The organism is Paenibacillus sp. Dod16 (assembly GCF_049893405.1).
Taxonomy (GTDB): Bacteria; Bacillota; Bacilli; order Paenibacillales; family Paenibacillaceae; genus Paenibacillus_AQ.
Genome location: NZ_JBNDYG010000034.1, coordinates 1 through 25,419, shown reverse-complemented (window position 1 = coordinate 25,419; position 25,419 = coordinate 1). Strand labels below are relative to the sequence as shown.

General features: G+C 48.3%; 20 protein-coding genes. 1 reads left to right on the top strand and 19 read right to left on the bottom strand.

All coding sequences use genetic code 11. The annotated features are described in order from the left end of the window. Positions 1-650: 650 nt before the first annotated feature. The 12 genes from ACPV3A_RS23230 to ACPV3A_RS23175 all read right to left on the bottom strand — a co-directional run bounded on the left by ACPV3A_RS23230 (position 651) and on the right by ACPV3A_RS23175 (position 16,787). Complete coding sequence (locus ACPV3A_RS23230; RefSeq protein WP_426201459.1) at positions 651-1,658, bottom strand: SGNH/GDSL hydrolase family protein; 1,008 nt, start codon at positions 1,656-1,658, stop codon at positions 651-653. After that, entirely contained in the window at positions 1,655-3,031 is a 1,377-nt protein-coding gene (locus tag ACPV3A_RS23225) for an FAD-dependent oxidoreductase (protein ID WP_426201457.1), read from the bottom strand. The genes ACPV3A_RS23230 and ACPV3A_RS23225 overlap by 4 nt, the downstream gene beginning before the upstream one ends. 39 nt (positions 3,032-3,070) lie before the next feature. Continuing rightward, positions 3,071-4,084, bottom strand: a complete 1,014-nt coding sequence (locus tag ACPV3A_RS23220; RefSeq protein WP_194542964.1) for a glycoside hydrolase family 130 protein — start codon at positions 4,082-4,084, stop codon at positions 3,071-3,073. 34 nt (positions 4,085-4,118) lie between these two features. Then, positions 4,119-5,021, bottom strand: coding sequence for a carbohydrate ABC transporter permease (locus ACPV3A_RS23215; RefSeq protein WP_220685061.1), 903 nt, complete (start codon positions 5,019-5,021; stop codon positions 4,119-4,121). Between the two features lie 142 nt (positions 5,022-5,163). Continuing rightward, positions 5,164-6,063, bottom strand: a complete 900-nt coding sequence (locus ACPV3A_RS23210; protein WP_220685060.1) for a carbohydrate ABC transporter permease — start codon at positions 6,061-6,063, stop codon at positions 5,164-5,166. Between the two features lie 72 nt (positions 6,064-6,135). Further along, positions 6,136-7,542 carry an ABC transporter substrate-binding protein gene (locus ACPV3A_RS23205; RefSeq protein WP_426201454.1) on the bottom strand — a complete coding sequence of 469 codons (1,407 nt, stop codon included), beginning with the start codon at positions 7,540-7,542 and terminating at the stop codon, positions 6,136-6,138. A 130-nt stretch (positions 7,543-7,672) separates the two neighbouring features. Continuing rightward, positions 7,673-9,298: a response regulator gene (locus ACPV3A_RS23200; protein ID WP_426201452.1), complete on the bottom strand. Its 1,626-nt coding sequence runs from the start codon at positions 9,296-9,298 to the stop codon at positions 7,673-7,675. Beyond that, positions 9,285-11,048, bottom strand: coding sequence for a cache domain-containing sensor histidine kinase (locus ACPV3A_RS23195; RefSeq protein WP_426201450.1), 1,764 nt, complete (start codon positions 11,046-11,048; stop codon positions 9,285-9,287). The genes ACPV3A_RS23200 and ACPV3A_RS23195 overlap by 14 nt, the downstream gene beginning before the upstream one ends. Positions 11,049-11,229: 181 nt before the next feature. Then, a complete protein-coding gene (locus tag ACPV3A_RS23190; RefSeq protein WP_426201448.1) occupies positions 11,230-14,304 on the bottom strand; it encodes a family 16 glycoside hydrolase in 3,075 nt (1,024 codons plus the stop codon). Positions 14,305-14,652: 348 nt separating this feature from the next. Further along, positions 14,653-15,483, bottom strand: a complete 831-nt coding sequence (locus tag ACPV3A_RS23185) for an isocitrate lyase/PEP mutase family protein (RefSeq protein WP_426201447.1) — start codon at positions 15,481-15,483, stop codon at positions 14,653-14,655. Between the two features lie 190 nt (positions 15,484-15,673). Beyond that, a complete protein-coding gene (locus tag ACPV3A_RS23180; protein ID WP_426201445.1) occupies positions 15,674-16,243 on the bottom strand; it encodes a YdeI/OmpD-associated family protein in 570 nt (189 codons plus the stop codon). A 79-nt stretch (positions 16,244-16,322) separates the two neighbouring features. Continuing rightward, positions 16,323-16,787, bottom strand: coding sequence for a VOC family protein (locus ACPV3A_RS23175; RefSeq protein ID WP_194542971.1), 465 nt, complete (start codon positions 16,785-16,787; stop codon positions 16,323-16,325). Between the two features lie 98 nt (positions 16,788-16,885). On the opposite strand from ACPV3A_RS23175, the gene ACPV3A_RS23170 reads away from it, so the two are divergent. After that, on the top strand, positions 16,886-17,806 hold the full coding sequence (locus ACPV3A_RS23170) for a helix-turn-helix transcriptional regulator (protein ID WP_426201442.1): 921 nt from the start codon (positions 16,886-16,888) through the stop codon (positions 17,804-17,806). Between the two features lie 19 nt (positions 17,807-17,825). Here ACPV3A_RS23170 and ACPV3A_RS23165 read toward each other — a convergent pair whose 3' ends face one another. The 7 genes from ACPV3A_RS23165 to ACPV3A_RS23135 form a co-directional block, all read right to left on the bottom strand. Beyond that, the gene (locus tag ACPV3A_RS23165; RefSeq protein ID WP_194542973.1) at positions 17,826-18,320 is read right to left on the bottom strand and encodes a DUF4358 domain-containing protein; all 495 of its coding nucleotides are present in this window, start codon (positions 18,318-18,320) and stop codon (positions 17,826-17,828) included. 4 nt (positions 18,321-18,324) lie between these two features. Then, positions 18,325-19,464 (bottom strand): DHHW family protein, encoded by a 1,140-nt coding sequence (locus ACPV3A_RS23160; RefSeq protein ID WP_426201440.1) that lies wholly within the window; start codon positions 19,462-19,464, stop codon positions 18,325-18,327. 12 nt (positions 19,465-19,476) lie between these two features. Beyond that, positions 19,477-20,883 (bottom strand): MBOAT family O-acyltransferase, encoded by a 1,407-nt coding sequence (locus tag ACPV3A_RS23155; protein WP_426201438.1) that lies wholly within the window; start codon positions 20,881-20,883, stop codon positions 19,477-19,479. Between the two features lie 35 nt (positions 20,884-20,918). After that, on the bottom strand, positions 20,919-21,602 hold the full coding sequence (locus tag ACPV3A_RS23150; protein WP_426201436.1) for a GDSL-type esterase/lipase family protein: 684 nt from the start codon (positions 21,600-21,602) through the stop codon (positions 20,919-20,921). Between the two features lie 10 nt (positions 21,603-21,612). Further along, complete coding sequence (locus tag ACPV3A_RS23145; RefSeq protein WP_426201434.1) at positions 21,613-22,314, bottom strand: N-acetylmuramoyl-L-alanine amidase family protein; 702 nt, start codon at positions 22,312-22,314, stop codon at positions 21,613-21,615. A 180-nt stretch (positions 22,315-22,494) separates the two neighbouring features. Then, positions 22,495-24,315: a sensor histidine kinase gene (locus tag ACPV3A_RS23140; protein WP_426201432.1), complete on the bottom strand. Its 1,821-nt coding sequence runs from the start codon at positions 24,313-24,315 to the stop codon at positions 22,495-22,497. Continuing rightward, complete coding sequence (locus ACPV3A_RS23135; RefSeq protein ID WP_426201430.1) at positions 24,312-24,989, bottom strand: response regulator transcription factor; 678 nt, start codon at positions 24,987-24,989, stop codon at positions 24,312-24,314. The genes ACPV3A_RS23140 and ACPV3A_RS23135 overlap by 4 nt, the downstream gene beginning before the upstream one ends. Between the last annotated feature and the right edge of the window lie 430 nt (positions 24,990-25,419).

The following is a 25,419-nucleotide window of genomic DNA, read 5'->3' as shown; positions in this document are numbered from 1 at the left end:
CAGGTTAAAGTGTTCTGATACCAAAGAAGCAGAAAAAAGAGGCTACTCGTCAAGTCTTAACTGACAAGTAGCCTCTTCTTCACATCATAACCCGCGCGAAGACGCAGAGCATCCCTTGCCGGAATACACACTGATCCTCGCGTGATTATAAAAAATCCGCTGCCCTTGCCAGCCTCTCTGGACTGAATTAAAGGTACCAGTATTCAATTACATTCTATTATTTTGGAAAAACCTACACATGTCAATGTTATAATTATCCAATGGTTAAAATCCGACAGCTCTCCCCAGACTATAAATTCATTTTTTCTATCTGGTATATAGGAGTATTTAATAGCTGCTATATGAAGTCGCTAATTTACGCGTATAATAGTTCATATTACAGTCGAAAAAATAGTTTAGCATACCAATTCATCAACCTTAAATAAATCATATATTCCATAAAGGTGCGTCCGTTGCTAAATAAGTTGTAAAGGCACCTGACAGTAGTTAATCTTTTAATCAGTGCAGTGAAGAATTTATATACTTCATACCAAAAAAGCCGCATAGGATGCGGCTTTAAGGTCTTCAAGTTCTTTTCGTCCAATCAAAACAAAGTCCAAAAATGATCCGCCATGATTCCCATTGGTAATCCCAAATTTTATAGAAACCCGTCACTCCGCGTTTCGATGTACAGCCCGTAACGCAAATTCCTGAAGATTGCGGAAACGCTGCCCTAGCAGCTCATATCCCTCGGCTCCAGGGTGCAGACCATCCGTCAGAAAGGCTTCATCCTCCGGACCGAACCACTTCAAGCCATCCTGATAGTATAACTGGCGATCGCCCCGATCCCTTAGCAGCTCCACGGTCTCGCGGATGAATTCGCGCATGACGGGCAGGGTGAAGCCCAGCGAGTTGAGCTGCCTTTCGCGGACGGTGCCATAAATCGGAGAAATGACAAGCAGCGGGGTATCCCTGTGTTTGTCGCGTATCGTCGCCAGCAGGCCAATCAGCAGCGGCTTGAACATGCGAGGGCTTATGGTGCCCCCGCCATAGATGTTCACGCCAACACATATCGAGATAAAATCGGCCGGCAAGTCGCGAATCAGACGCCCGATCATAGGTTCCATGTGGCAGTTGCCGGAGAAGCCGAGATTGGTCAAGCTGAAGCCGCAGGCTTCGGCGGCAATGGCAGGCCAAGCGCGGGAGGGGCTGGAAGCCCCGACGCACTGGGTAATGGAGCTCCCGTACGTAATCCAGCGGGGACGGGTATCCTGCAGTGTGACTCCGACGGCATGGGCATCAATCCGTAGGCCGGAGACGGTTATTCCTATATTTTGAGGGAGCCAAATCTCCAAATCCTTGATTCCGTCCTTAAGTCCGCTGAACAAGGCTTCTGTGGCTCCAACGGGCAGGCTGAGCGTCTGGCATAATTCCCCGTCTGCCATGCAATCCATGGCGGCGGCGTCCGAAAGCGGTGCAAAAGAAACTGCCACCTCGGTGGAGTCCGTCCGCAGCCGCAGGCGAACACCGGCACATATCTCGGCTTTGCCATCGATTCCCGCAGGCGGGTACAGCTCGTAATCCATGTAAGGAATCCGCCATGGCTTGATACCATCCTTCCGGTGCTCGAGCGACACGGCACCGTGGAACCACTCATCCGTTAATGGAAGCTGCCTCACGGTGCACCCCCTTCCTTCTGCTTCTCAGCCGGAATGAAATCTTCTCCCAGCCATACATCCTGCTCCAGCAGCCGCTGCTGAAGCTCGGTTACGGAAATGCCGCGAGAACCGGTGCCGTCCCGCAGCGCCAATGCCGCTGCCGTTCCCGAGGCCTGGCCCATGGAGAAGCAGTTCGGCATCACCCGAAGGGAGCCTTGCACTGCTCGGTCCGAGGATACGCAGCGTCCGGCAATCCAAAGATTGTCGATGCCAACCGGCAGCATGATCCGGTACGGTACGCCGTGTGAAACCCCGGGCGGCAGATGGTTAAAGGTCATCTCGCTTTTGCTGTTGGCGAGATGAATATCGATGTAGTATGCGTTGCGGGCAATGTCGTCCGGGAAGGAACGCGCAGCAAGGAAGTCATCGACCGTCAGGATATAGTCTCCTTCAATCCGCCGCGTCTCCCGGATGCCGAGCTGCTCACCGCTCGCTACCATATGGGCGCGCTCAAAGCCGGGCACATAGCGGCGGAAAAACTGCAACTGGCGTTCCGCTGTGCGGCGTCCTTCAATCGCCCCCCGTGTCAAATCCTCGGCACGGGTGCCGTCCACGCCGAATACATGGCCGAAGTTGACGCCTACCAAATCGTCGCTGACCCAGGCAAGGCCGGAGATCGACTTACGGCCCTCCGGCAGCGCACCGTCCTCGATCGCCAGCTCCACCGTCTTGTGCAGTTGGCCCGTATCCCCGCTCTCCTCCAGGTAACGTCTGAACGTTGGACGGTCCACATTCGCAAGCAGATAGCACATGCTGCCGGGCTGAAGTTCGCCCGCTTCCCCGCCCTTCTGAAAAGGAACTCCCGCCAGTGCGGCAATATCGCCATCTCCCGAGCAATCGATAATATACCTGCAGGGGATGAAAGAACGTCCTGTTTTGTTAACAATAACGACACCATCAACCTTCCGGCGATCCTCTGACCGGACAACATCATAAACAAAGGTGTGATACAGCGGCGTCACACCGCTTTCCAGAATGGCATCGTCATAAACCCGTTTCAGCACTTCGGGATCGATCGGCACCCAATCCAGCATTTCTTGATATTCCTCACGGTACTGAGGATCGCATGCCTGCTTCATCCGTTCCATCAATTGAAGGCCGAGACCGCGGATAATCGGCTTCCGCTTATCCGTAAAGGGACAGAAAGCCGGAACGAGCGCAACCGTACCCATACCGCCGAGGAACCCTCGCTGCTCCACCAGCATCGTTTGCGCTCCACCTTTCGCAGCGGCAATGGCCGCGGCGATGCCGGAAGCGCCTCCGCCGATGACAAGCACATCCACCTCGCGGGCAACTGGAATACTGGCAGATGGCAACGTAATATGTCCTTTCATAGAAACCTCCCCATTCTGTATAGCTTTAACATGTCATCATTACGTATGGACTGTGCCTTTCAGACAAAGATGCAGCAATTCATCTACATGCGCTGTTGCCAGGCATTCTACGGTATCGGCAGCGCCGTAGTAGATTTTGACCTCCCCGGTATCTTCCAAAATCATGCCCCCAGGAAAAATAACATGATTGCGGAAGCCCCCATCGGTCTCATAATCGGCTTCCGGAGCAAGCAGCGGCGTCTCGGCTCTGCCGATGATCCGGCTGGGATCGGCAAGATCCAGCAGTAAAATCCCGGACGTATAACGCTTCTTCCAGCTGTCCTCCCAGCCGTTCTTGCCTCTGCTGGGATCAATGTCCACGGCATGGAACAGGGTCAGCCAGCCTTTGTCCGTTTTGACGGGGGGAGCGCCTGGGCCTACCTTGTCATTGGCATAAGCTACATCTTCAACCGCCAGCAGCAGCTTGGAGTTTCCCCAGTATTTCAGGTCAGGCGAGTCGCTCATCCACATGTCGAAGCGGTCTATCCCGCCCCGGCTGTATACAGGCATCGGACGCTCCAGCCGGACGTACTTGCCCCCGATCCGCTCCGGGAACAATACCATGTTGCGGTTATCCGGCAGCGATAGGCTTAGCACCTCGAAGGATCTGAAATCTTCGGTGACGGCGATGCCGCCGCGGAGCCCGTGCTTGGTGTCGACCGCAAAGCACATATAACATTGTTCGCCGATTACCGTTAGACGCGGGTCATACACGCGGATGACCTCTTCATCATGCCAGAACCAGCACGGTTCCGGCTGCACATCCCACTTTATGCCGTCATCGCTGAAGGCCAGCCCAAGATTCGTTGTATGATGAGGGGCAACAATCCCTTTAAGTTCATCACCGTAGTCATTGCGAAAAACCATCACATATTTGCCTTTAAATTTGGTGACTCCGGCATTAAAGACCATCGCCGGACCGTAGGGCACATCACCCGGAGTCAGAATCGGATTCGCGGAATGCCGGGTCATGATCGGGTTGGAAAACAAAGGTCCCACTATAATATCGCTCATATGCATCAAACTCCTTATATATGGAATTATGAAATTAACCTTTGACTGAACCCGCCGTCACTTGAATAAAGGATTTGTTCGCCACAATATAAGCGAGAAGCATCGGCAAAATCGACAGGCATGCTCCCGCCATCATCAAATGGATCTGCATGGCCGCGGAAGAACCGTAACGGAGATTCGCCAGCCCGACGGTGAGCGTCTGCAGCTGCGGATTCGTCATCGTGAACACCAGCGGCAGAATGTATTCGTTCCAGGCATGGCGGAAAGCAAACAGCCCGGCCACGCCAAGCCCTGGAGTCAGGAGCGGGAGAATAATCCGGAAGAAGGTTCGGACAAAGCCGGAGCCGTCCACCATGGCCGCTTCGTCAAGCTCTCGGGGAATCGCTTTGAAGAAACCCAGCAGCATAAAAAATGTGCTGGAATGGGCGCTGATCAGAATCAGGATCACGCCCCACAGCGTGGTATTCAGGTTCAGCGCGACCATCAAATCAAATTGCGGGCGCAGCACGATAGCACCGACAGATATAAACATCATCGACGCCTGCGTCGTCACATACAGGGATTTGCCTCGAAATTGGCGACGGTCCACCACATAAGCCGCCATGGCAGCTACCAGCAGGGTGCCAGCGGTAACCATAATGCTGACAAAAGCGCTGTTCCAGGTATAGCGGGCAAAATTAGCCTGCTTCCAGGCTTCGGCGTAATTGACGAACTGCAGCTTGGCCGGCAGCAGGCTGCCGCCGGTCATCATTTCGGCGCCGGTCTTGAGCGAACCGGACAATGTCATCAACAGCGGAAATAATGTCAGTATCGCCGTAATCAATAAGAACAGCCACATCACCGTACGGCCCACAATTCTGCCTGTGTGACCGGAAGGCGGGCGGGCGGTGATTTTGCCGCGCGCATCCGGCTGTTCGGGTAATACCTGTTCGTTCATCTTCTGAGCCTCCTGCACGCCTAATGATCAATCGATCTACGGCGTTGTTGTCAAATCGTAAGGGCCTTCGCTAAATTGGCGTCGAATGTTGCTTATAATACATGTTCACAAACCACGTGAAGTGGGCTTTTTTATAGAAACTCTAATAAAGCTTGTTCATTTTACGGCTTAATAAGAAATACAGGCCCGTAATCGCACCCACAATAACAGCGGTTGCGAAGCCTACCGCGCTGCCGTATCCAAGCTGCTGCTCCACTGGAGAACCCGTGGATACCGGGAACAACAGTTTGTATAGATAGAGATACATGACCTCGGTTTTGCCTATCGGTCCGCCTTCCGTGATGAGCATAATGCTCTCATAGCCTTTCAAGGATGCGATAATCGCGAGCATAATGACCAATTGGGCAACCGGAGCCAGCATCGGAAGCGTGATGCTCCAGAACCGTCTTCCGGCATTCGCGCCGTCCATGGCCGCACTTTCGTACAAATCCTGCGGAATGCTCTGCAATCCAGCCAGAAACAGCAGCATATAGTTACCAACCGCGCCCCATACCGCCACAAGAATGACCGTAAGCATCGCATGCTTTGGGCCGAGCCAGTCGATGGGCTGCGAGACAAGATGAAGCTTCATCAGTACAGTGTTTACCATCCCGTTATAGGAATTAAAGATCGTATAGAACACTACGGATATAACCGCAGTGCTGATGATCGTCGGCATAAAATAGATCCCGCGCAGCAGTTTTCCGCCCCGCAGCTTGCCGTTCAGGATGACTGCCAGCAGGAGGGACAACGGCAGCGTCAGCAGCAGCTTGCCTCCGGCATAGATAAAGGTATTGCCAACCGATTCCCAGAACAGCGCATCGCGCATCAGGCGACGGAAATTGTCCAGACCAACGAACAGCGCATCTCCATATCCCGCATAGTCATAAAACATATAACGCAGCATCCATAACAAGGGATAGATGCCCAGAGCCACCGTCAAAATGATGCTCGGGGACAGAAACAGAGCATTCTCCCCCAGCCGTTTCCATTTAATACTCACGATTGCTTCCTCCTTCGGGGAAAGAAAAGGGGCATCCGCCAAAAAAGCGTGCGGCAGCCCCATCCTTGCCTGTTATTCTCCCTGCGGTTTGGTTGGATTAAAGGCAGGGTTCGGCGTTACTTTGACCTCGCCTTTCTCCACCGCTTTGGACAATGCGGCGTTGTATCTTGTGTTTAAATCCTCCGTAATCGCTTTCAGGTCTTCATCGCTAAGCATATATTTGAAGAATGCATCCGCATAGGTGGATCCCTCCGGTGTAACGTTTGGCGAAGCAGGCCAGAGCGAGTCGTGTTCCCCGACCAGGAAGCCTTCCATGCCATTGATGTCCGGATCTTTTGCCTGTTCTACAATGCTGGGCACAATGGCAATACCGAAGCCTTTTTCATGATAGGTCTTCAGAACCTCATCGCCGTACATATACTGCATGAACTTCCAAGCCGCTTCCTTATTGGCCGATTGGGCGCTGATGCCGAGCCACGTTCCGGCTGACACAATTTCGGAAGTTCCCTTAATCTGACCATCCAGCGTTGGAGCCAACGCGCCCCCCCAGTTGATTTCGGTCGGGAATTGGTCCATGTACACGCCTGGCTCCGTCGAGAAGGATAGATACATCCCGATTTTGCCTGCGGCGAATTGTGCGCGCAGCGGGTCGATGTCCAGCGCTTCCGCGCCAGGTAGAATGCTTCCGTCTTTATGCATTTGCTTGAAATATTCAATGACCTGCGAGTAAGGTTCAAAATCGAATTGGCCTGTTTTCAGATCAAAGCCTAGTCCCTGATGACCGCTCAAAGAAAGAATCTCCCGGACGGAACGGTCAAATGCTTGCTTCGGATTTTTGAAGTTCAGCGCAAAACCATAGATGCCCTCGGCCTTGCCGACTACTGTAATTTTCTTGGCATCCTCCACCATTTCCTGCAGCGACTTCGGAGGATTCTCGATGCCCGCTTTGGCAAAGAGATCCTTGTTGTAGACCAGGCGCATGGTGAGGCCGGTATTGGCGAGCGAGTACACCTTGCCATCAAAACGGTTGACATCGTCGATCAGCAGGCTGCCGAACTTCGCTTTCAAGTCATCGGTAAAATACTCGTCAATCGGCGCGAGATACCCTTTTTTGACAAATCCGGATGTATTGGCGCTCTTTAGACGCAGCACATCCGGCGCCTGGTTGCTGGAAAATGCAATGTCGACGCTTTGCGCGTAATTCTCGGACATGACCGTCAATTCCACCTGGATGTTATCGCCGTTAGTTTCATTGAACTTGTTGATTAATTCCTTGATATACTCCTGGTCATGACGGTCGTCAGTCCAGTATTTAAGCTGTACGGGTTGGCCCATCTCGGTTGATGGTGCTGCCGTTCCTCCGTCAGACTTGCCATTCGTCGTACCGCCATTGCCATTGTTGTTGTCGCTCCCGCCGCAGCCTGCGATTCCGGCGGCCAGAATGAGGCTCAAGCCGAGACTTAACCATTTTTTTCGCATACATTCTACCCCTTTGATTAACGTTTGTATTGTGAGCTCGTTTTTAATTATAGAATCCCGTTCTCGGAAAAGGAGTGAGGCAAATTCACTCTCAAGGGATAGAATTCTATGGTCTCCTGCAGCACTCGCCTCATGCCTCCGGCCGGTCCATGTGATAGCCCGCCCTGAAATCCGACGGTGTCTGGCCGGTGATCTTCTTAAACATCTCGCTGAAATATCTGCGCTCCTCATACCCTACCGCCGCAGCCACCTCCTGCACCTGCGCTCCCTCCACCAGCAGCAGTCTCGCTTTTTGAATGCGTTCCGAGGTGATAAACTGCGTGACCGTCATCCCTGTCACTTGCTTGAATAAGCTGGAAAAGTAGCTGGCACTGAGATGCACATACGCGGCACATTCGCCAACGGTAATATCCTCGGACAAGCGGCCCTTGATATAGCCTATGGCATTATAGATAACCTTCTGTCCTTCGGATAAGCTGTTCCGGCGAACCAGCTCGGCTCCCTCCGTGCACAAGGCATGCAGATGACGCTGCAAAGAGGCCAGCGGCAGCCCCGCCGTCCCTTGTACCGTTCTGAATTTCTGAATCATCGGCTGTATCTCCGAATATGGAACCATTTCGTAAAGCGTGCGGATTGCTGAAGCGGCCAGCTCATCGTACAGGCTGAGGAGATAATCCGGATTTTGCCGGGAGATCCGTTTCTGCAGCGCTTCCGAAATCTCGGACAGAATCCCGTCCGTCCGGACAGCATTGCCGGAACGAAGGGCCAGCAGGAGCTCGTCCTTGTACTCCAATGCCAACGGCTCCTGTCTTCCGCTCTGATGGATATCGTCATGCATAATGGCAGCATTGCCTTCGGTGAACAGGTGATGGGAGAGCGCTCGATGAGCCTGGCGATAGGAATCCGGGAGCCCGCTGATCTCCTCCACTCTGCCGCCGACCCCGATCGAGACCGTAAACTTGGTGAATCGTTCAATATTCCGGCAGCACTGCTCGGCAATTTCGATCGGACTGGACGGTCCTGAAACGTTCAGTACGGCCAGGTACTGATCATGACGGGCACGGAAAAGAACGCTGTGCGCATAATGGGCAAGCGTCTCCTGCATAATATTCAACAGCGAGAACCGGATCAGCTCCATCTCTTTCACGGACTGCTCGGCAACCTGCTCCCGAAAACGATCAATTTCAATCAGCATCACCACGAAGCCGTGCGGATCAAGCTCAATATTCAGAAACTCCCATCGTTCCGATGCCTCTTCCCATGAAGTGCGGTGGCTTACGAGCAGCGTAAAGTATTCCTGCCGCAGCGCCGGCATGCTCTCGCGCAGCTTGTTCTCCATTTCCCTCAAACTTATCCGTTTGGACCTCTCTTCCATAACCTCTGCTTTGGCTCGCAGAACAGCCGACATCATATCTTCTTCGGTGAAGGGCTTCACCACAAAATCAAACGCCCCCAGCTGCACCGCCTGCTGCGCATATTCAAAGTCGGCGTAGCCACTAATCAGAATGACCTTGCAGTTGGGGTTCTCTTCCAGCAACAAACGCAGCATGCTCAACCCGTCCATGATCGGCATCCGGATATCGGTAATAACCAGATCCGGACGCAACCCGTTGATCAGCTTAAGCCCCTCTTCCCCATTGCTCGATACACCTGCAACCCGAATCCCCTGCTCTTCCCAGTTCATCGCGGTCAGCCCGTCAACAACGCTTTTAATGTCGTCGATAATGCAAAGACTGATCGCTTCAGGATTGCTCATTCAAATGCTCCCCTTTCTTGGGCAATGAAATCCGTATTTCGGTTCCGCGTTCCGGCGCACTGTCTACGTGAAACTCCGCACCGTCCCCATAATAGAGCCTGAGCCGCCGAATCAAATTGGACACCGCATATCCCTTCTTCGACTCCAGCAAAAAGAGTGCGCGCACTTGGGTCTCATCCATGCCCCTGCCGTTATCACGTACGGTAATCGTCCAGCATTTCTCATCCCCGCTAATTTCAATTTCGATTAGGCCGCCGTTCTTCAGGTCGCGAAAACCGTGCAAAATGCTGTTCTCCACCAGCGGCTGCAAAATGATTCGCGGAATCGAAAGCGATGACACCTCCGGTTCGCGTACATGGATCTCATAAGTGAATAAGTCTTCATAGCAGCTTAACTGCAGTTCCAAATACTGGCGCACATGTTCCAGCTCTTTCGACATTATCGTGATTTCCTGTCCATTGTTCAGCCCGAGTTGGAACAGGCGGGAGAGCGACATGACCATTTGCTGCGACGGTTCGATCTGCTTCAATTTCAATTTCCAGTAGATGGTGTTGAGCGTGTTGTACAGAAAATGCGGGTCCATCTGCGCTGACAGCGCCTTGATCTCTGCCGTTCGCTTATGCGTCTGCGCTTCCGTTACCTCATCAATCAACACCACAATCTGTTCCAGCATCCGGTTAAACCGATATCCCACTTGAGCCAGTTCATCTCCGCTGCCACTCTCAAAACGGGCGGTCAGATCGTTGTTCTCGACCCGCTTCATCACCTTCAGAAGCCCTTGCAGCGGCTTTAGCAAATAGCGTGAAAATGCGCCCGAAATCAACGTGGTCACGGTAAAAGCAGCCAGCGTAACCCCGGCGATCAGCCATTTGACGAATACCATGTCCTGGAGCACGTCAGCCCGGGAACGGATGGTGGTCATCGTCCAATCCGCTATGCCGAGACGGGCATAATTAAGCAGATAGGTTTGGCCGTCCAGATCAAAAGCCTGACTTCCCTCCGAGCGGTTCATCATGCCATTCAAATCTCCTGTCTCCACCGCCTGCCTGATCAGCTGTTCCTTCACGGGGTAAACCGTCTCTCCATCATCGTTAAGCAAGAAGCTGGACGCTCCTTCCGCGGTGTTTCCCTGCACGAGCTTGCGGAAGCCGTCCTCCCGGATATTCACGACAATATAAACACCGCTGACCGGTGTGTCAAAGATCGGCTCCAGAATGAGCGAAATGACGCGTTCCTTCCCAGAGAAGAGCATATCCTCGTGACCTTCCACCCACAGGTTCTTCTTCTCCTGTTCGATGCGCTCATATAGAACGGTATCCTCGAATGCGGTGAGCCGATTGCGGTTCATGGAAGAAGGATAAAATTCGCCAATCGGAGTAAATACGTAGATCGATTGGATAAGCGGCTCGGCGATCCGCGCCTGCGAGAAAACGTTATCAAGATCATTCAGATGCGTATAATATCTGCTGGCATCCCCGGAGGCGGCATCTTTCAGCATGTCGTAGAAAGGCTGGCTGATCATAAACGTCATCATAATCAGCATCAGTTTATTCAGCTTCTCATCCACGATCTGTGCGGACCTGACCACCGTGTCCTGCGTGAGCTTCAGCGCATTCTTTTCCAGTGTGGCAGCCGAGATATAATAAGACAATCCTCCGGTCATTAGGACAGAAAGCACGATGACAGCCAGAAAAGCGATCTTGAGTTTGTTGCGGAACGATTGCCTGCGGAGATACTCCAAGCTTTTCACGCCTTCCGTTACATTCTATTCTTTGATTATGTCACTGCATCCCCTGTACGACAATGCAAAAAAACGAAGCTGTCCCAAAGCAGCCATTCATGGCTTTAGGGGCAGCTCCTTCGTATGATCCCATTAACGCTGACCGACCTGTGGATCGGCTCTTATTGACATGGTACGGGGGCCGTTCTAGTTAGATCGGACCAGGTGCCAGTACCACAGCATCATCAAAAGCTACGCCTGCCGAAGTGGTCCGAAATCCTATTTTTCCTGCTGTCAATTCCGTCTCGGGATTGGTCCATTCCACTTTTAATTCTCCATCCACATAACCTTTTATTGTGTTCCTTTCAATGGAAGCCTTCATCGTATACCACTGGTTCGCCTGAGTTGTAAACGGAGTACTGGATACAAGAGTCATGACGTTGTCCACGGATTTGTACAACTCCAGCTTTTGGACTGCGGAATGGATTCGGAACATATAGAAATTACCCGCATCCTGTACCCTGAAGAGAATGCCTGCGTTGGCATTGGTGATGGGCATTTTCGCTTTGGCTTCGTAAATATAATCCGTCCACGAATCGCCGGCAGCAATGACTGCAGTGGCAGCTTGATTCTGAATCAAGGTTTTTGTGCCGTCCGTTGTTACATCCCAGGAACCTGAAGCAGACGTCCATCCTCCGGCATTTCCATCTTCGAAATCGTCGCTGAATCGGATGACCGTAGGATCCGGATTCACGGGTGATTCATTCACGTCCGTGACTTGGATCGTAAAGGTCTTCTCAACATACAGCCCGCCTGAGTCTGTACTCCTTACCCGGATGCTGTAGTTATCCTTAGCTTCGTAATCAGGCGTTACGGCTAGAAACAACTTATTGTCCGAAATGCTGAAGCTGTTGTTGTCCATATCCCCTGCCCCTGCTATCAGCATGTAAGCAAATGTTTCCTCCGCATCAGGGTCGCTGGTGGAAAAGGTTCCGACCACACCTCCCGCCGTCGTGTTTTCAACAACACTGTGATGTGAAAGAGCAATCTCCTCAGGCGATTTATTGAGGAGACTAACCACGGCATCGTCAAAATGGACGCCCGCTGAAGTGGTCCGGAATCCGATCCCCCCAGCCGTCAATTCGGTGACAGGATTGGTCCATTCCATCTTTAATTCTCCATCCACGTAACAGGAAATCGTGTTCCCTTGTATAACCGCCTTAACCTTATACCACTGTTTCTCAATGGCCGTGAAGGGTGTACTGTTTACAAGTGTCAATTGTCCATTCACGGATTTGAACAACTCCAGCTGTTGATTCGATGAATGAATGCGATACATATAATAATTGTTTGCATTCTGCACCCTGAAGGCCAAGCCCGCGTTGGCATTGGTGATGGGCATCCTCAATCTGGCTTCATAAACGTAATCCGTCCATGAACCCCCGCTGTTAGCGGTAATCAGGGAGGTGGTTGTCTGGTTCCCGCTGGACAGCACGTGATTCGTGCCGACTGTCGGGACGGTCCAGCCACCGGACATCGACGTCCAGCCCGCCGTGTTACCGTCTTCGAAATTGTCGCTGAATAGCGGAGGTTTTGAATTGGAAAAAACGATACCATTTACATTGTTATTGACGGTAACATTCAAGTCGTCCAGGGTTGTTGCAAGCTTGCCTCCGACATAAACATCCGTGAACGTGACGCCGTTAACCCTTCCGCCTTTCGTGGCATTCCCGGAAATTCTGGATTTCTGGGTGCCGGTCTCGCGAACATTGATGTTCTTGACTACAACATTGCTTACATCGCCGGAAGTGCTGGTGGACACTCCAAGCCAATAGTTCCCGAATTGATTGATACCGACGCGTTCGATATCGATATTCTCAAACGTAATATTTTGGGCGTAACCTTCCTCCGGGAGCGTATTCAGTTGGTATCCATGATCAATAAGCAATGCTCTGGCGCTTTGATACACATACGAATTTCGGATGGTTACGCCGATTTGCGGCTGGGCTACACCCATGCCAATCTTGAAAGCCGCGCATCTTGTCCATGCAAAAGCGTCATCAAAGACCACGTTCTCCAAATGTTCAAGCTCGCCCGGCCAGTCTTTGGACATCCCCGTTTGCAGCCAGGTTTTAGTGGAATACGTGTCATCATCCGAGATGGCAATCGAATGTTGAACAAGCACGTTCTGACTTTCATTAATATCGATAACGTCATTCTCGATTTTGTATAAATCCTGGAATCCCTTAAGGTTGTTTATGGTCACATTGTCGGAACGAACCACCATAAACGACCAGAAACCGCCATCCCGCAATATTAAACCGTCAAAAGTAAAATTGGATGTTGCGATCGGAACGAGCAGGTTATTGAGGAACCCTTCATTCTTATTCGGCGCCGGCATCTTTCGCTCTCGCATCGCAATGCCTTTTCCATCAATGGTTCCCCGTCCCCGTATTGTAATATTGGTGGAATCTACGGCAGTACGAATAAAATACGTTCCATCCGCGTTTCGTGAATCCTTGCGAAAATCAATCACGTAGTCTTCCCCCTTGCCCGTGCCGACAATGACGGCGCCGCCGGCCAGGTAAAAGGTTACGTTGCTTTTTAATGTCAGGTTCCCGCTCTTATAAACACCTGCCGGAATGAATACAACGCCGCCGCCGGCTTCATGGGCGTCATCGATCGCCTGCTGAATCGGACCCGATGCCAGCGATGTGCCCGTGTTATCCGCATGGTAGGGCGACTGCGTCACATTATAAATCCCGGCACCTGTGGACGGGGGATTATCCGTCTCCAAGGGATCTGCCGCGATGACCATCTTTTTCCTCTGGTCATTGATTTTCACGATCACATAGGTTGAGGATGAAAGCAAGAAGGTTAGCTTGTTCCCGTTGACCGTGCCTTCGATGTTTTTGGCCTGAGGACTGATGGAGAATGATGTAATCGGCACATTGTTGGTAACTTCGATACGGACCGTCCCGGAAAAAGAAAATTGAGCATAATCATAATCAGCCAGATAACTGATTACAGGAATCGCTTCGTTATTCGCTTTCAATGAAAACACGCTGGATGCTGTATAGATGGATGGCATCGGGTAATTTTGTATCGTGGCCGGATCAGCGGCGGTCTGTGCCAAAGATGCCGGATCAGCGGCATCCATCATATCCATTGAAGAAATGGAATAGCTATCGATTTCTGCGGCACCCGCAGTTCGGGGTGAGAATCCTGTGATCATTACGGCAAGCACCACCAACAGACTAACTGCTTTTCTTGTAATGGTAAGCATAAATACCTCCTCAAGATTATCTATCCACCCCATGATAATAAGGCGGCGCAACTTCTGTTCGCCCGGTTGTATTCTTGCTTAGTTTTTTTGTGAAGGCGCTAACATTTTACCGGAAGCAAGCAGCCCGCTTTCTGACGTTCACTCCCCCCTCCATCCAGACTTTTCTCTGTCACGATGGATTATAATCCCTGCCCATAAAAAAAGGAGTGGGGCAAGCCCACTCTCCAGGGATACATTTTAACTGTTCTCCATCGCTCTGCCGTTTTACCAGCAGCCATAGCGTTGCGGGAATGAAGATCTGTGTGTGAGACGCTACCTTCGTTGATTGTTACCAAAGCTAATTTTCCATTAAGGTGTTTCAGTATTGGATAAATCATCGTAAGAAAGGACTCTCGAAGTCATATGCTCAAAAGTTCCCTTCTCCAGAATTTCTTGGCCCATGCGATGCAGCAGCGATAGTGCGGCGCGAAAAGGTCCTGAACCGGTGCTGATGCGCTGAATCCCTAGTGCTTCAAGTTCATTTGCGGAAGGCATTCCCGGCCCGGCCAATACATTGATCGGACAGCTTATTTCATGACGCAATGTTTGGATGTCGGAGATATCCTGGATTCCGGGAACAAAAATACAATCTGCCCCGGCTTCCTGGTAGGCATGGGCCCGCCTGATCGTCTCTTCAAGCCTCCTAGCAGGCGGCATAGACTTGATCCAGTAAGAATCGATCCGGGCATTGATAAAGAGAGGATAAGCCATGGCGTTCCCCAGCTCCCGGATGACGGCTATTTTTTTTTGCTGGACCGGAATATCAAGCAGCGGCGCTTGTCGGTCCATTCTGCTGTCTTCAATGTTAATTCCCGTCGCGCCTGCCTTGATCACCTGCTTAACCGACTCTGCGACTTCATCGGGTGTTTGTCCATACCCGTCTTCCATGTCCACGGTAACCGGAGTATCCACGGTTTGCACGATCCTGCGTACCGTATCCAGCATCCTGTCAAAGGGCATATTCCGATCCGCATACCCATGGGAAACCGCAATGCCTGCACTTGTCGTGCCAATGGCCTTGAAGCCGCACTTCTCAAAAGTTTTCGCGCTTGCAGCATCCCATGCATTAGGCAAAATAAAGAAATCGGAATGAAGCTTTTTAAAGGCGGCAAGCTGTTCAAGCTGTTTTGTCATGTCCATACCATAACCCTCCCCATCTACATTCTGGTGTACTTTTGTATATAGTATAAACCGAGTACTATTCGATACACATCGAAATATGGAATGCACATTGCGCTTTAGAAGGATATGGTACAGTCTGTCAAGAATAATAATCAAAAGCTATAAGAAATTGAGTGAATAGGGTTGTTGGCCTTCGACCCAGGAAATATTAATAATCTATAAGACGGCGATTATCGTTCCATTGACCGTACATCTTGTTTTCTCTCGTGTTGGTTATGAATTTGTCTAATCTGCTCTTAAATAATTCCGGCTGATTCTTATAGCTTTGTATCGTGTCGATCCGAACTCTTTTATAAAGATCCGGAAATGCCATGAAATTCTCATATACTTGCTTTTCCTCTTTAAGCCTTTGTTCGATGACCCCATCTATTCTGAAAGAACCGGGATCCATGTCAGGAAGAACCCTCCTGCCTTCGTCACTCATGAACCCCAACTTTTCGAGGCGGCGGACACGTTCTTTATTTAATTCGGTCCATGAGCTTTTTTTACTTCTAGGAGACAGTCTCTGGGCCAGCCCGGTTTCGGACACTTTCTTTTTGACTCCGTCAATCCATCCAAAGCATAAGGCTTCCTCAACGACGTCCAAATATAACAACATATCAGGGGTTGGCGTCATACTTACCAAGACCCAGCAAGACTTCTCGGTCTTGCCATGGTTCTGCAGCCAAATTCTTATATCCTCTCTCGTTTTTGCTGGAATGACATTCTCAATTTTCATAGCTTATACCCCCCCCTCCTCCTTTCTAATGAGAATATTAAAACATGGCCTTTCATTGGAAGGCCATGTTTTGAATGAGTTACTGTTTGTTGGAAATGACACGATCAAGAAACTTATCTGCGTCGCTATTAAATTTCCAGGCAATTCCGAATTGATCAACCAGCATGCCAAAGCACGAAGACCAAGGGGTATTGGATAACGGCATTACGACATGACCGCCAACAGACAATTGGCTAAAGTAGTCTTCCAATGTTTGTTTATCATCCATGACTACACTAATAAGCACGTTATTTCCTTTTACCAACTCACCCGTTACCGCCTTCATGGAAGGCAAAATATCCGACATCATGATTTTTCCGCCTGCAAATTCTATTGAAGACTCCATGATCATATTTAATTCATTTTCTGGCAATGGATAATTTGGATCCTGCGGAAAATCCCTAAATTTCACTTTTTTTACCTCGTTCGCATTGAGAGCCTCCGAATAAAATTCAATCGCTTTTTCGGCGATTCCATCAAAATTCAAATATGCTATAGCTGACATAAAGTTGTACCTCCTTCTTTTGATAAATGAAGTATAATTTATTAGTGGTGACAGACGCATGTCACCATTTAAAAATTTGTACCAAAAGAGGGGCAGCTATGGAGAAGGTTGAAAGATTAATATCGATTATCATGATACTGCTAAAAAAAGATATCGTTTCAACAAAAGAATTCGCACAATTATTTAACGTTTCCAAAAGAACGATTCTTCGCGATATGGAAACACTGAGTTTATCCAACATCCCCATCTATTCTGTTCATGGAATTCATGGCGGATACGGTATTATGGATGAATACAAGGTGGATAAACGTCTTTTAAGCAGCTCCGACTTGGAGAATATATTGACTGCGCTCGGCGGATTGGAACAAATTCTAATTAGCGAAGAAGTTGAAGTAACTATTAAAAAGATAGAAGCCATGGTTAGCCCATTGTCACTGAAAGGTTCAGTCCGACTGTCATTTTATGATTGGGAGGGTCGGTCCGAGGTTCTTCAAACCTTGAAGACATGCCAGGAATCGATCTCAGGGAAAAAGTTAATTTCATTTGATTATATAGATAAAAATGGCATGATAACGAATCGAATCGTCGAGCCTTATCAGCTTCATTATAGCGAGACGAGTTGGTATTTGAAAGGATTCTGTTTACATCGTCAGAGCTATAGAGCATTTAAATTATCCAGGATCGATAATCTCAATATGAATGAAGAAACCTTTAAACCGAGAGATTATGCATTAGAACAAGAAACAACCCGTTATCAACCGCAACTAGTCGCTATAAAGGCATTGATTTCGCCAAGCATAAAAGATCAATTCATTGAAAGGTACGGTCGAAAGAGTATTTCAAACTATAATTCTGAATATTTCTTGGCAACCATTTATATACCTCAAAACCATATTGGATTTCAGTTTTTAGCAGGTTTCGGCACGAATCTGGAAATCGTAGAACCTGAATCATACGTGGAAGAGTTTCGAAATTATTTATATAAAATGGTGGAGAAATATTCTTATTTGGAAAATTAGGATTTGAGCTGGGCTTCTGTTAAAAAGCACTGTCAAACATGCGTTCCATTGATTCGGCGTCTTTAGAAACCGCGAAGAAAATAAATCGCCCCTTCGTCTTTAACACGTGATTATCGACCAGAAAATATTCATCGGGGCGATAGTCCTTGAATTTCATTTTCTGTGCTTCGATTCGTTGCTCCATATTCACTTTGACGCTTTCTGCCTGACTCTCATCCTTCAGCTTGATAATGGCCAATTCATCAGCTTTTACATTCGATGTAGACGTATAAAGAATAAAATCATCCATGCTGTCTGCATCCATCTTATACAATTTCTGCAGCTTATTCAGATCCTGCTTTTTCATGTCTTTTAGGCTAACTGCCTGCTCGATACTTTTTCCGATTTCGGTGGCAGTCAATTGTTCTGAAGTCTTGTCATCCTTGCCTGCGCAACCGGACAATACGCCAATTACGACGATGAATGCAAGCATAACGGGGTAAAAACTCCTTTTCCCGCTCCATTGTTTCTTCATTTAATCACTCCGTTACATTTTTGATGGATGGGTCCTCGAAAAACGTATTCGCATTATAAAGCAATAGCATGTCCTGGATCCCCTGCTCGTTCACGAAAGACGCTAAATCCTCATCATAATACCGAAGGTCTACCACATGTATTTCGCTAAAATGCTTAATTAAGAAAGGAATCAGGCTGTTAGCGTACGAATCTTTGACCACCAGCAGCTTTCTATCGCTCGGATTAGCCGTTTTAATATGGATTCGTGCATGGTTACCGTTAAGAAACACCGCATATTTATCCTTCCTGAGCAGCTGCTCCATCGCATACAATGAATCCGTGGTCTTCTCTTCATCGACATACGTTACGGTATATTTCTCTTGATCCTTTGACATATAAAGCTCCAAACGATCGGACTGTACATGTCTGAAACCGCTTTTTGAATAAAGCGAGCCGTAAAATACATCGGTTACTTGCTGGATGTTAAACTCTTCCTCTTCCTGTGGTGTCAGCCCCATTTGTCTGCAAAGTTCCAGGTAAGCGATATAAGCGCCTTTCGTCGTCCAATGATGATCGGTTTTATAATATATAGGTTGATCACGCGCAGCATATAAACTTGGAAAAACATCGATAAAACGTATATTGGGATTCAGCCATTGCTTTACTTTTTTCAAGTATGCTTCTTGATCGCCGATGATCGCATATTTCGGGAGCTTGTCTTTATATAGAGCGGCTGCCGTTGGTACCAGCATCACATATTTATTCATTTCCGTCGTGGCCTGGTCAAACGAATGAATGGCTTCGAGCTTCTCCCTCACATCCTCTTCCGCCGGGGGAATGACATCCTGAATCAGATACCCGTCTGTTCCTAGGTAAACTCCGTTGCTCTCCTTTTTTCCCAAGAGCCGGTCCGCATCGGTTTTTGCCCCGATCCAAAAGTCTCTGAAAACAAATTGGTCGGACACATATTTTTCGAAATCCGCAGTGAAATCTCCTGACAGCAATGCTTTCAGCGACAAATGCGGCAGCTGCTTCAGCATCCGGTTTTCCGACTCCGAAAATGAACGATCCACCGCCAAAAGATGAAGAACTGCGATTACGCTAATAAATAGGAGCAGCAATAAGGCCAGCAATTTATTTTCTAAATTTTTGTAATATCCCATGGCTGTCCCCTTTTAAAATCGAAAATATAAAAACGGATTGTAGGTTTCATTGACCAAATAAGCCGTCGACAGGATCATGAATAAAAAATAGATAAGCGGAACGGTAATCACGCCGGCGATTCTCCATTTTTCCCTCATGCAGGATAACATCTTTCCTGGAAGCGGAGTAACACAGATTGCCAACACGACAAACAATACACCATTCGCAGACAAATCATAGAGCGCCTGCTGATCCGCAAAAGCATGCCCGCCGAAACCGAACATCACGCCGATGAAACGCCAAGCGGAAGCCAGTTGCTCCATTTCGAACAATACCCAGCCGATCACAACGACCAGAAGCGTGTAAACATGGCCGACAAAAGCGGGTAAACGTCCAAGACTTTGCAAAAGAAATCGTTTCTCGATGATCACAAAGAATCCGAAATACAAACCCCACATGATAAAGTTCCAGCTGGCTCCATGCCATAATCCGGTTAAAAACCATACGACCAGTAAATTCCGGAGCTGCTTCATAAAGCCTGACCTATTACCGCCAAGCGGTATATAAACGTACTCCCGAAACCAGCTGCCGAGCGAAATATGCCATCTGCGCCAAAATTCGGTTACGCTTTTTGAGATGTAGGGGTATCGGAAATTTTCCATGAAATCAAATCCGAACATTTTCCCTAGTCCCCGTGCCATGTCAGAGTAACCACTGAAATCAAAATAGATTTGCAGAGTAAATGCGGTAATGCCAAGCCAGGCGGAGAGTACGCTCAATTCCTCGATCGGCGTCGCTTTAACACTCGCCCACAATAATCCGATATTATTGGCCAACAGCACTTTTTTGGCAAGTCCCCTGATGAACAGCTCCGCCCCTTCGCCAAAACGGTCCAGCGACACCTTTCGGGAAACGAGCTGTTCCGCGATATCGCCGTATTTCACGATGGGACCCGCTACAAGCTGCGGGAACATGGTCACATATGCCCCAAAAGAGATGAAATTCCTCTGCACCGATACTTTATCCAAATATACGTCAACGACATAAGACATCGTTTGAAAGGTATAGAAAGATATGCCCACAGGCAGCGGCAAATCGTCTGCTTGGATATTCATGTGAAACAACAGATTGATGTTGTCCACGACAAAATCCGCATATTTGAAAAATCCGAGAATACCCAGACTGCCGACCATCGAGCCGATAAAAATCGATCTGGCCATCAGCTTCCGATGTCTATACTTATCGATCAGCAGCCCGTTGATATAATCGAAGACCGTGGAGAAAATCATGATGAAAATGTATATGGGCTCTCCCCATGCATAAAAAATCAGGCTGACAACAAGGAGGACAGCATTTCTAAAATTCATCGGAGAAACGTAATAGATCAGAATGGTGACCGGCAGAAAGAGGAACAGGAATATTAGGCTGCTAAAGACCAATACTCACACCTCCAAATCGACTGATCCATAACATGTTATTCCACTTGATCTTTTAGCAGGTCCAGCATTCTTGTATAAAACTCTGGTTTAAAATGAATGCCGTCCGAGTCGTACAGATTATTTGAGCCGTTTGAAAATACCGAGGACAAATCAACATATCCAATGTTCTCTTTCTCCGCCAACTCTTTTAAGCCTTGGTTATAATCATTGATATTTTTATATCTTGGTTCCAGCTCTTCCGCTTCTGCCGTTACCGGGGTTACCGATAAAAGAGTTATTTTCGCTTGTGGAAGCTTTTCCTTGATTATACCGATCAGCTTCGCATAGTTTTTCAAGGAATAGGTTTTGGGGTTATCCGTTGGCCATAAAATGTCATCCGATCCCAAGTGGATAAAGATATGTTCTGGATCCCGCTTAGTCAACTCAGCCATATCTTGAAGTGCAAACTCCGCCGTTTTTCCTGCGCCTGCCAGAACATTCTCCTCTTTAAGCACATCATGAAATGATAAACCCTCCGTAATGGAATCCCCCACAAAAACGCTGTTCTGGAAAAGTGCTTGATACTCGGTTTCTACGGAGCCTTTTGATTCCGTTGCCTGTCCTTGGTTTCGTGTGGTCGGTTGCTGCGGACTCGAGCTTGAGGATTCGTTTCCGCATGCTGCCAATACAAGTGCAATACTCCCAAGGAGTAGGGTTGCAACTATTTTTTTCATGTTCATGTTCCTCTCTTTAATTTAAATTTAAAGCTTCTTTAATTCCGTCTAGAATAGAGCTTGCCATCCGGTATTGGAAATCTTCCGTCAGCATTTCATTCTCTTCTTGCGGATTCGTTAAATAACCCATTTCGATTAGAGCGGCCGGCATGTTCGAATCCTTCAAGACAAAGAAATCCTCTTTTTTTACTCCCCGGTCCCGAAATCCGCTGGTTTGAACCATATGCTTTTGCATAATTTCCGCCAGGAACCGGGAATCTTCATGATAATAGTAGGTTTCTGTACCCGAAACACTAGCGTCTTCGTACGTATTTCCGTGAATGGATATGAATATATCCGCACCCAGTCGATTGGCGATTTCCGGCCGTTCCCGGTCAATCGAAGATATAAAGCGATCCTCTGATCGAGTGAGAACCACTTCAATCTGCGGCTCTTGTTTTGCCAGTTCTTCTACTTTTAGCGCTAGCTGCAGCGTAAAATCCTTCTCAAAACTACCACTGGCTCCCGTTGCGCCGTTATCCTTACCGCCATGTCCTGAATCAATCACGACCTTATAAGGCGTTTCTGACCGGTATTCTAGCGTTCTTATCTTATCCGAGCGGACATCCATGCCGGCTTTGCGGTCGCTTGCCGTCCCTTCCCTCGAAACAAGTTGACACAGCAGAACGATCACCAGCGCAGACATAAGAGTGATTATAATCGAGCTGCCTTTTCTCATACGTTCTCTCCTCCTCCTGATAAAAGTGTAGTAGCCCGAGATCAAGATAAGGTGCAGATGATATCAAACTTTCATAGAGTAATAGGTTTTGGCGGCGGCAAACAAAAAAGAGCTGTTCCTGACAGGTCCATAAGAACCTTCAAGAACAACTCTTCAATTAAATAAGCGCAGAACCGGGTTCTACGCTTTCTTATTCAAATGAAAATAGAATAGGACTCCATCAGGAGTGTTGGTTACACCATATCGGACACCATGCATTTCCAGAATCTTTTGGGAGATGGAAAGGCCCAGCCCGGTCCCTCCAGTCGACCGTTTTCGGGAAGGCTCGCCGCGATAAAACCGGTCCCAGATCTTCTCAAGCTGTTCGCTTTGAATGTGGACTCCTTTATTTTCGATGCATACTTTAACGGTGTCCCCATCTTCCAAGATACTGACAAGAATGGACTCCTGCTCCGGTGTATAGCGAATCGCGTTGCTGAGGAAATTGACAACGACCTGCTCCATTCGCCGCTCATTTGCCAGCACTTCGACTGGCTTCAGTGACATATCAAGATGTAACTGCTTTGTTTCGATGTCCGCAGCCAATTTTGTACATACCCGCTCGATAACGGTGTCGATATAAAAAGAATCCATGTCCATGGTATACGTTCCGGATTCGTACTTGGCCAATTCCAGCATATCCACGATCAGCAGATCCATTCTTTTGACCTCGTCCTCCATCGCCTTAAAGTAATAATCCCTTTTATGGCTTGCCACCCCGTCCTTCATAATAGCCAGACAGCTCTGAATAACACTTAACGGAGTTTTCAGCTCGTGGGATACGCCGGATATAAATTCTTTTCTCGTATTCTCCAGCTGCTTTTCTTTCTCGATATCTTGCTCAAGCCGAAGAATATGAGAGTGCAGGCGCTCGGAGAGCTCATTAATGTTGCGTGATAAGTCCCCGATTTCATCCTTCGTTGTAATGGGGATTTTCTCCGAAAAATCAAGGTCTGCCATTTGCCGTGTGGTACGGTTGATGCGCAGCAGCGGCCGTGTGATCTGTCGAGAATAATAGAACGATGCCAGCACCACGAGAAGCAGAGTAGCAATAATGATGTACACATAGTATTCCTTGATCATCCCTGCAGCTTCATTAACCGGCTGGAGTGACGCCATCGCGAACAGATATGCGGGATTTCCGTCGCGATCTTGGATGCGATTCACGATAATTTTGTAATTCACGTCATTTTCTTTATAATCTACGATCTGATTGCGGTTCTTGCTATCCTTCCAGTCGCCGTACAAAAGATCCGATTGGAAAGCCTTGATGCGATCCAGCAACAAGTGATTGGTATAACGCGAGACCCCTGCGCCTTCCGGTAACTGAACCTTCATAATGGTTCCCTCGACCAGAAATGTGGGATATTTCTCAAAGTATTGGTTCGGACTCGCAAATCGAGTGACGACCTCGTACTCTTTTCTCACCATCTGCGAATTTTCCAGCCTGCTTTCGTCTCTTAGGTTAGAATTACCCCTTCCCATCCGCTGGATCACCGGCTGGCCATTCATAATCAAACCTTCCATGGCGATCTCTTCCCCTTCTTTAATCCAAGGCGTGAGGAACGGATTATCACTGCTGAAGTCCTCTACGTCGATCACACTATACAGAGGAATGGTCATCGTTTTATTAGAAAACATGGTTTCATCCGAATGTCTTAGCTTGACTTCCATGAAGAAATCATCGGTGTACTTTAAATTACCTTGGGTGTCCACAGTCGTAACCCAGATGTTATGCCTTTGATAAAAATCTTGCTCCAGCTTTGCCGTCTCCTGCGTGTCCGCTGTTTGATTCAGGTAGTCTTGTTCGTAAGCCTGAAGCGCCGCGCTCACGTCCTTCACTTTCTGATGAACATAATACTGTTTGAAAAATACGGTCTGCAAGGTAAAGATAACAGCAAGAATGAATAAGCATAATCCCGTCGTAAATAGAAACAGCTTTAGAACAATGCCTTGTTTCATAACTTGTCCTCGAACTTGTAACCTGATCGAACGATCGTAGCAATATGCTTGGCGTGCTCTCCCAGCTTGGAACGCAGATTGCGGATATGACTGTTGACCGTGCGATCATCACCGACAAAATCATACCCCCAGATTTTTGTAATCAGCTGTTCTCTGGTTATAATAATTCCTTTGTTTTTCATCAGATAAGCCAAAATTTCAAATTCCGTATGCGTCAAACTGCAGTTTTCCCCATCCACCGCCACCGTTCGGGATGGAAAGTGGATGGAAATACCGTTGCTGGACAATGAATCGTCTTCTTGTTCCCGAGTCTGTCTGCTCTCCAAAAGCCGCTTCGCCCGTGCCAGCAAGATTGGAGGGCTGTACGGTTTGGTTACGTAGTCGTCGGCTCCCAGTTCAAAACCCATCAAGGTATCATCCTCATCCGAACGGGCCGTCAGCATGATAATCGGAACGTTAGATACTTTTCGGATGCGTTTGCATACGGACCATCCGTCCAATTCAGGGAGCATGATATCCAGAATGATCAGATCCAGCTCATGTTCCTGGAATAGCGCCAAAGCTTTTCTGCCATCATCCGCTTCGAGCACTTCATAACCTTCTTCAAGCAAATAATCTTTTATGATTTCTCGTAAAATATGCTCATCTTCTACAATCAATATTGTTTTAGACATGTGACAACCTCTCAAGTTTTTATGAGCATGAGCATTAGTCCCTCATACTCACCCGTGTGTACTTCAGTTGGATCGTAACACTTTTTCAAATGCTAGACAAACGTAGTCATCTCTGAGACACAACTCTAATTTATATTGGGACTAATCATAGAATAGAGAAATCAAGATCGGGTGCAGACAAGATCAATATGGAGTGATTATGTAACAAGCTTCGTCTTAAGCTCTTGTCGTTCAATTAGGAAAAAAAAACTGATACCACAAACTGAAAAAAGCCGCAATTTTGAACTGCACCCCAATTGTTAGACACATCTAACAGTTGGAGGTGCAGTTGTTTTATGACTAAATTTACTAAGGATAGCAAATTGGCATTAATTCAAGGGTATGACTCTGATCTTCTATCTCAGACCGAATACGCAAATCAAATGGGCGT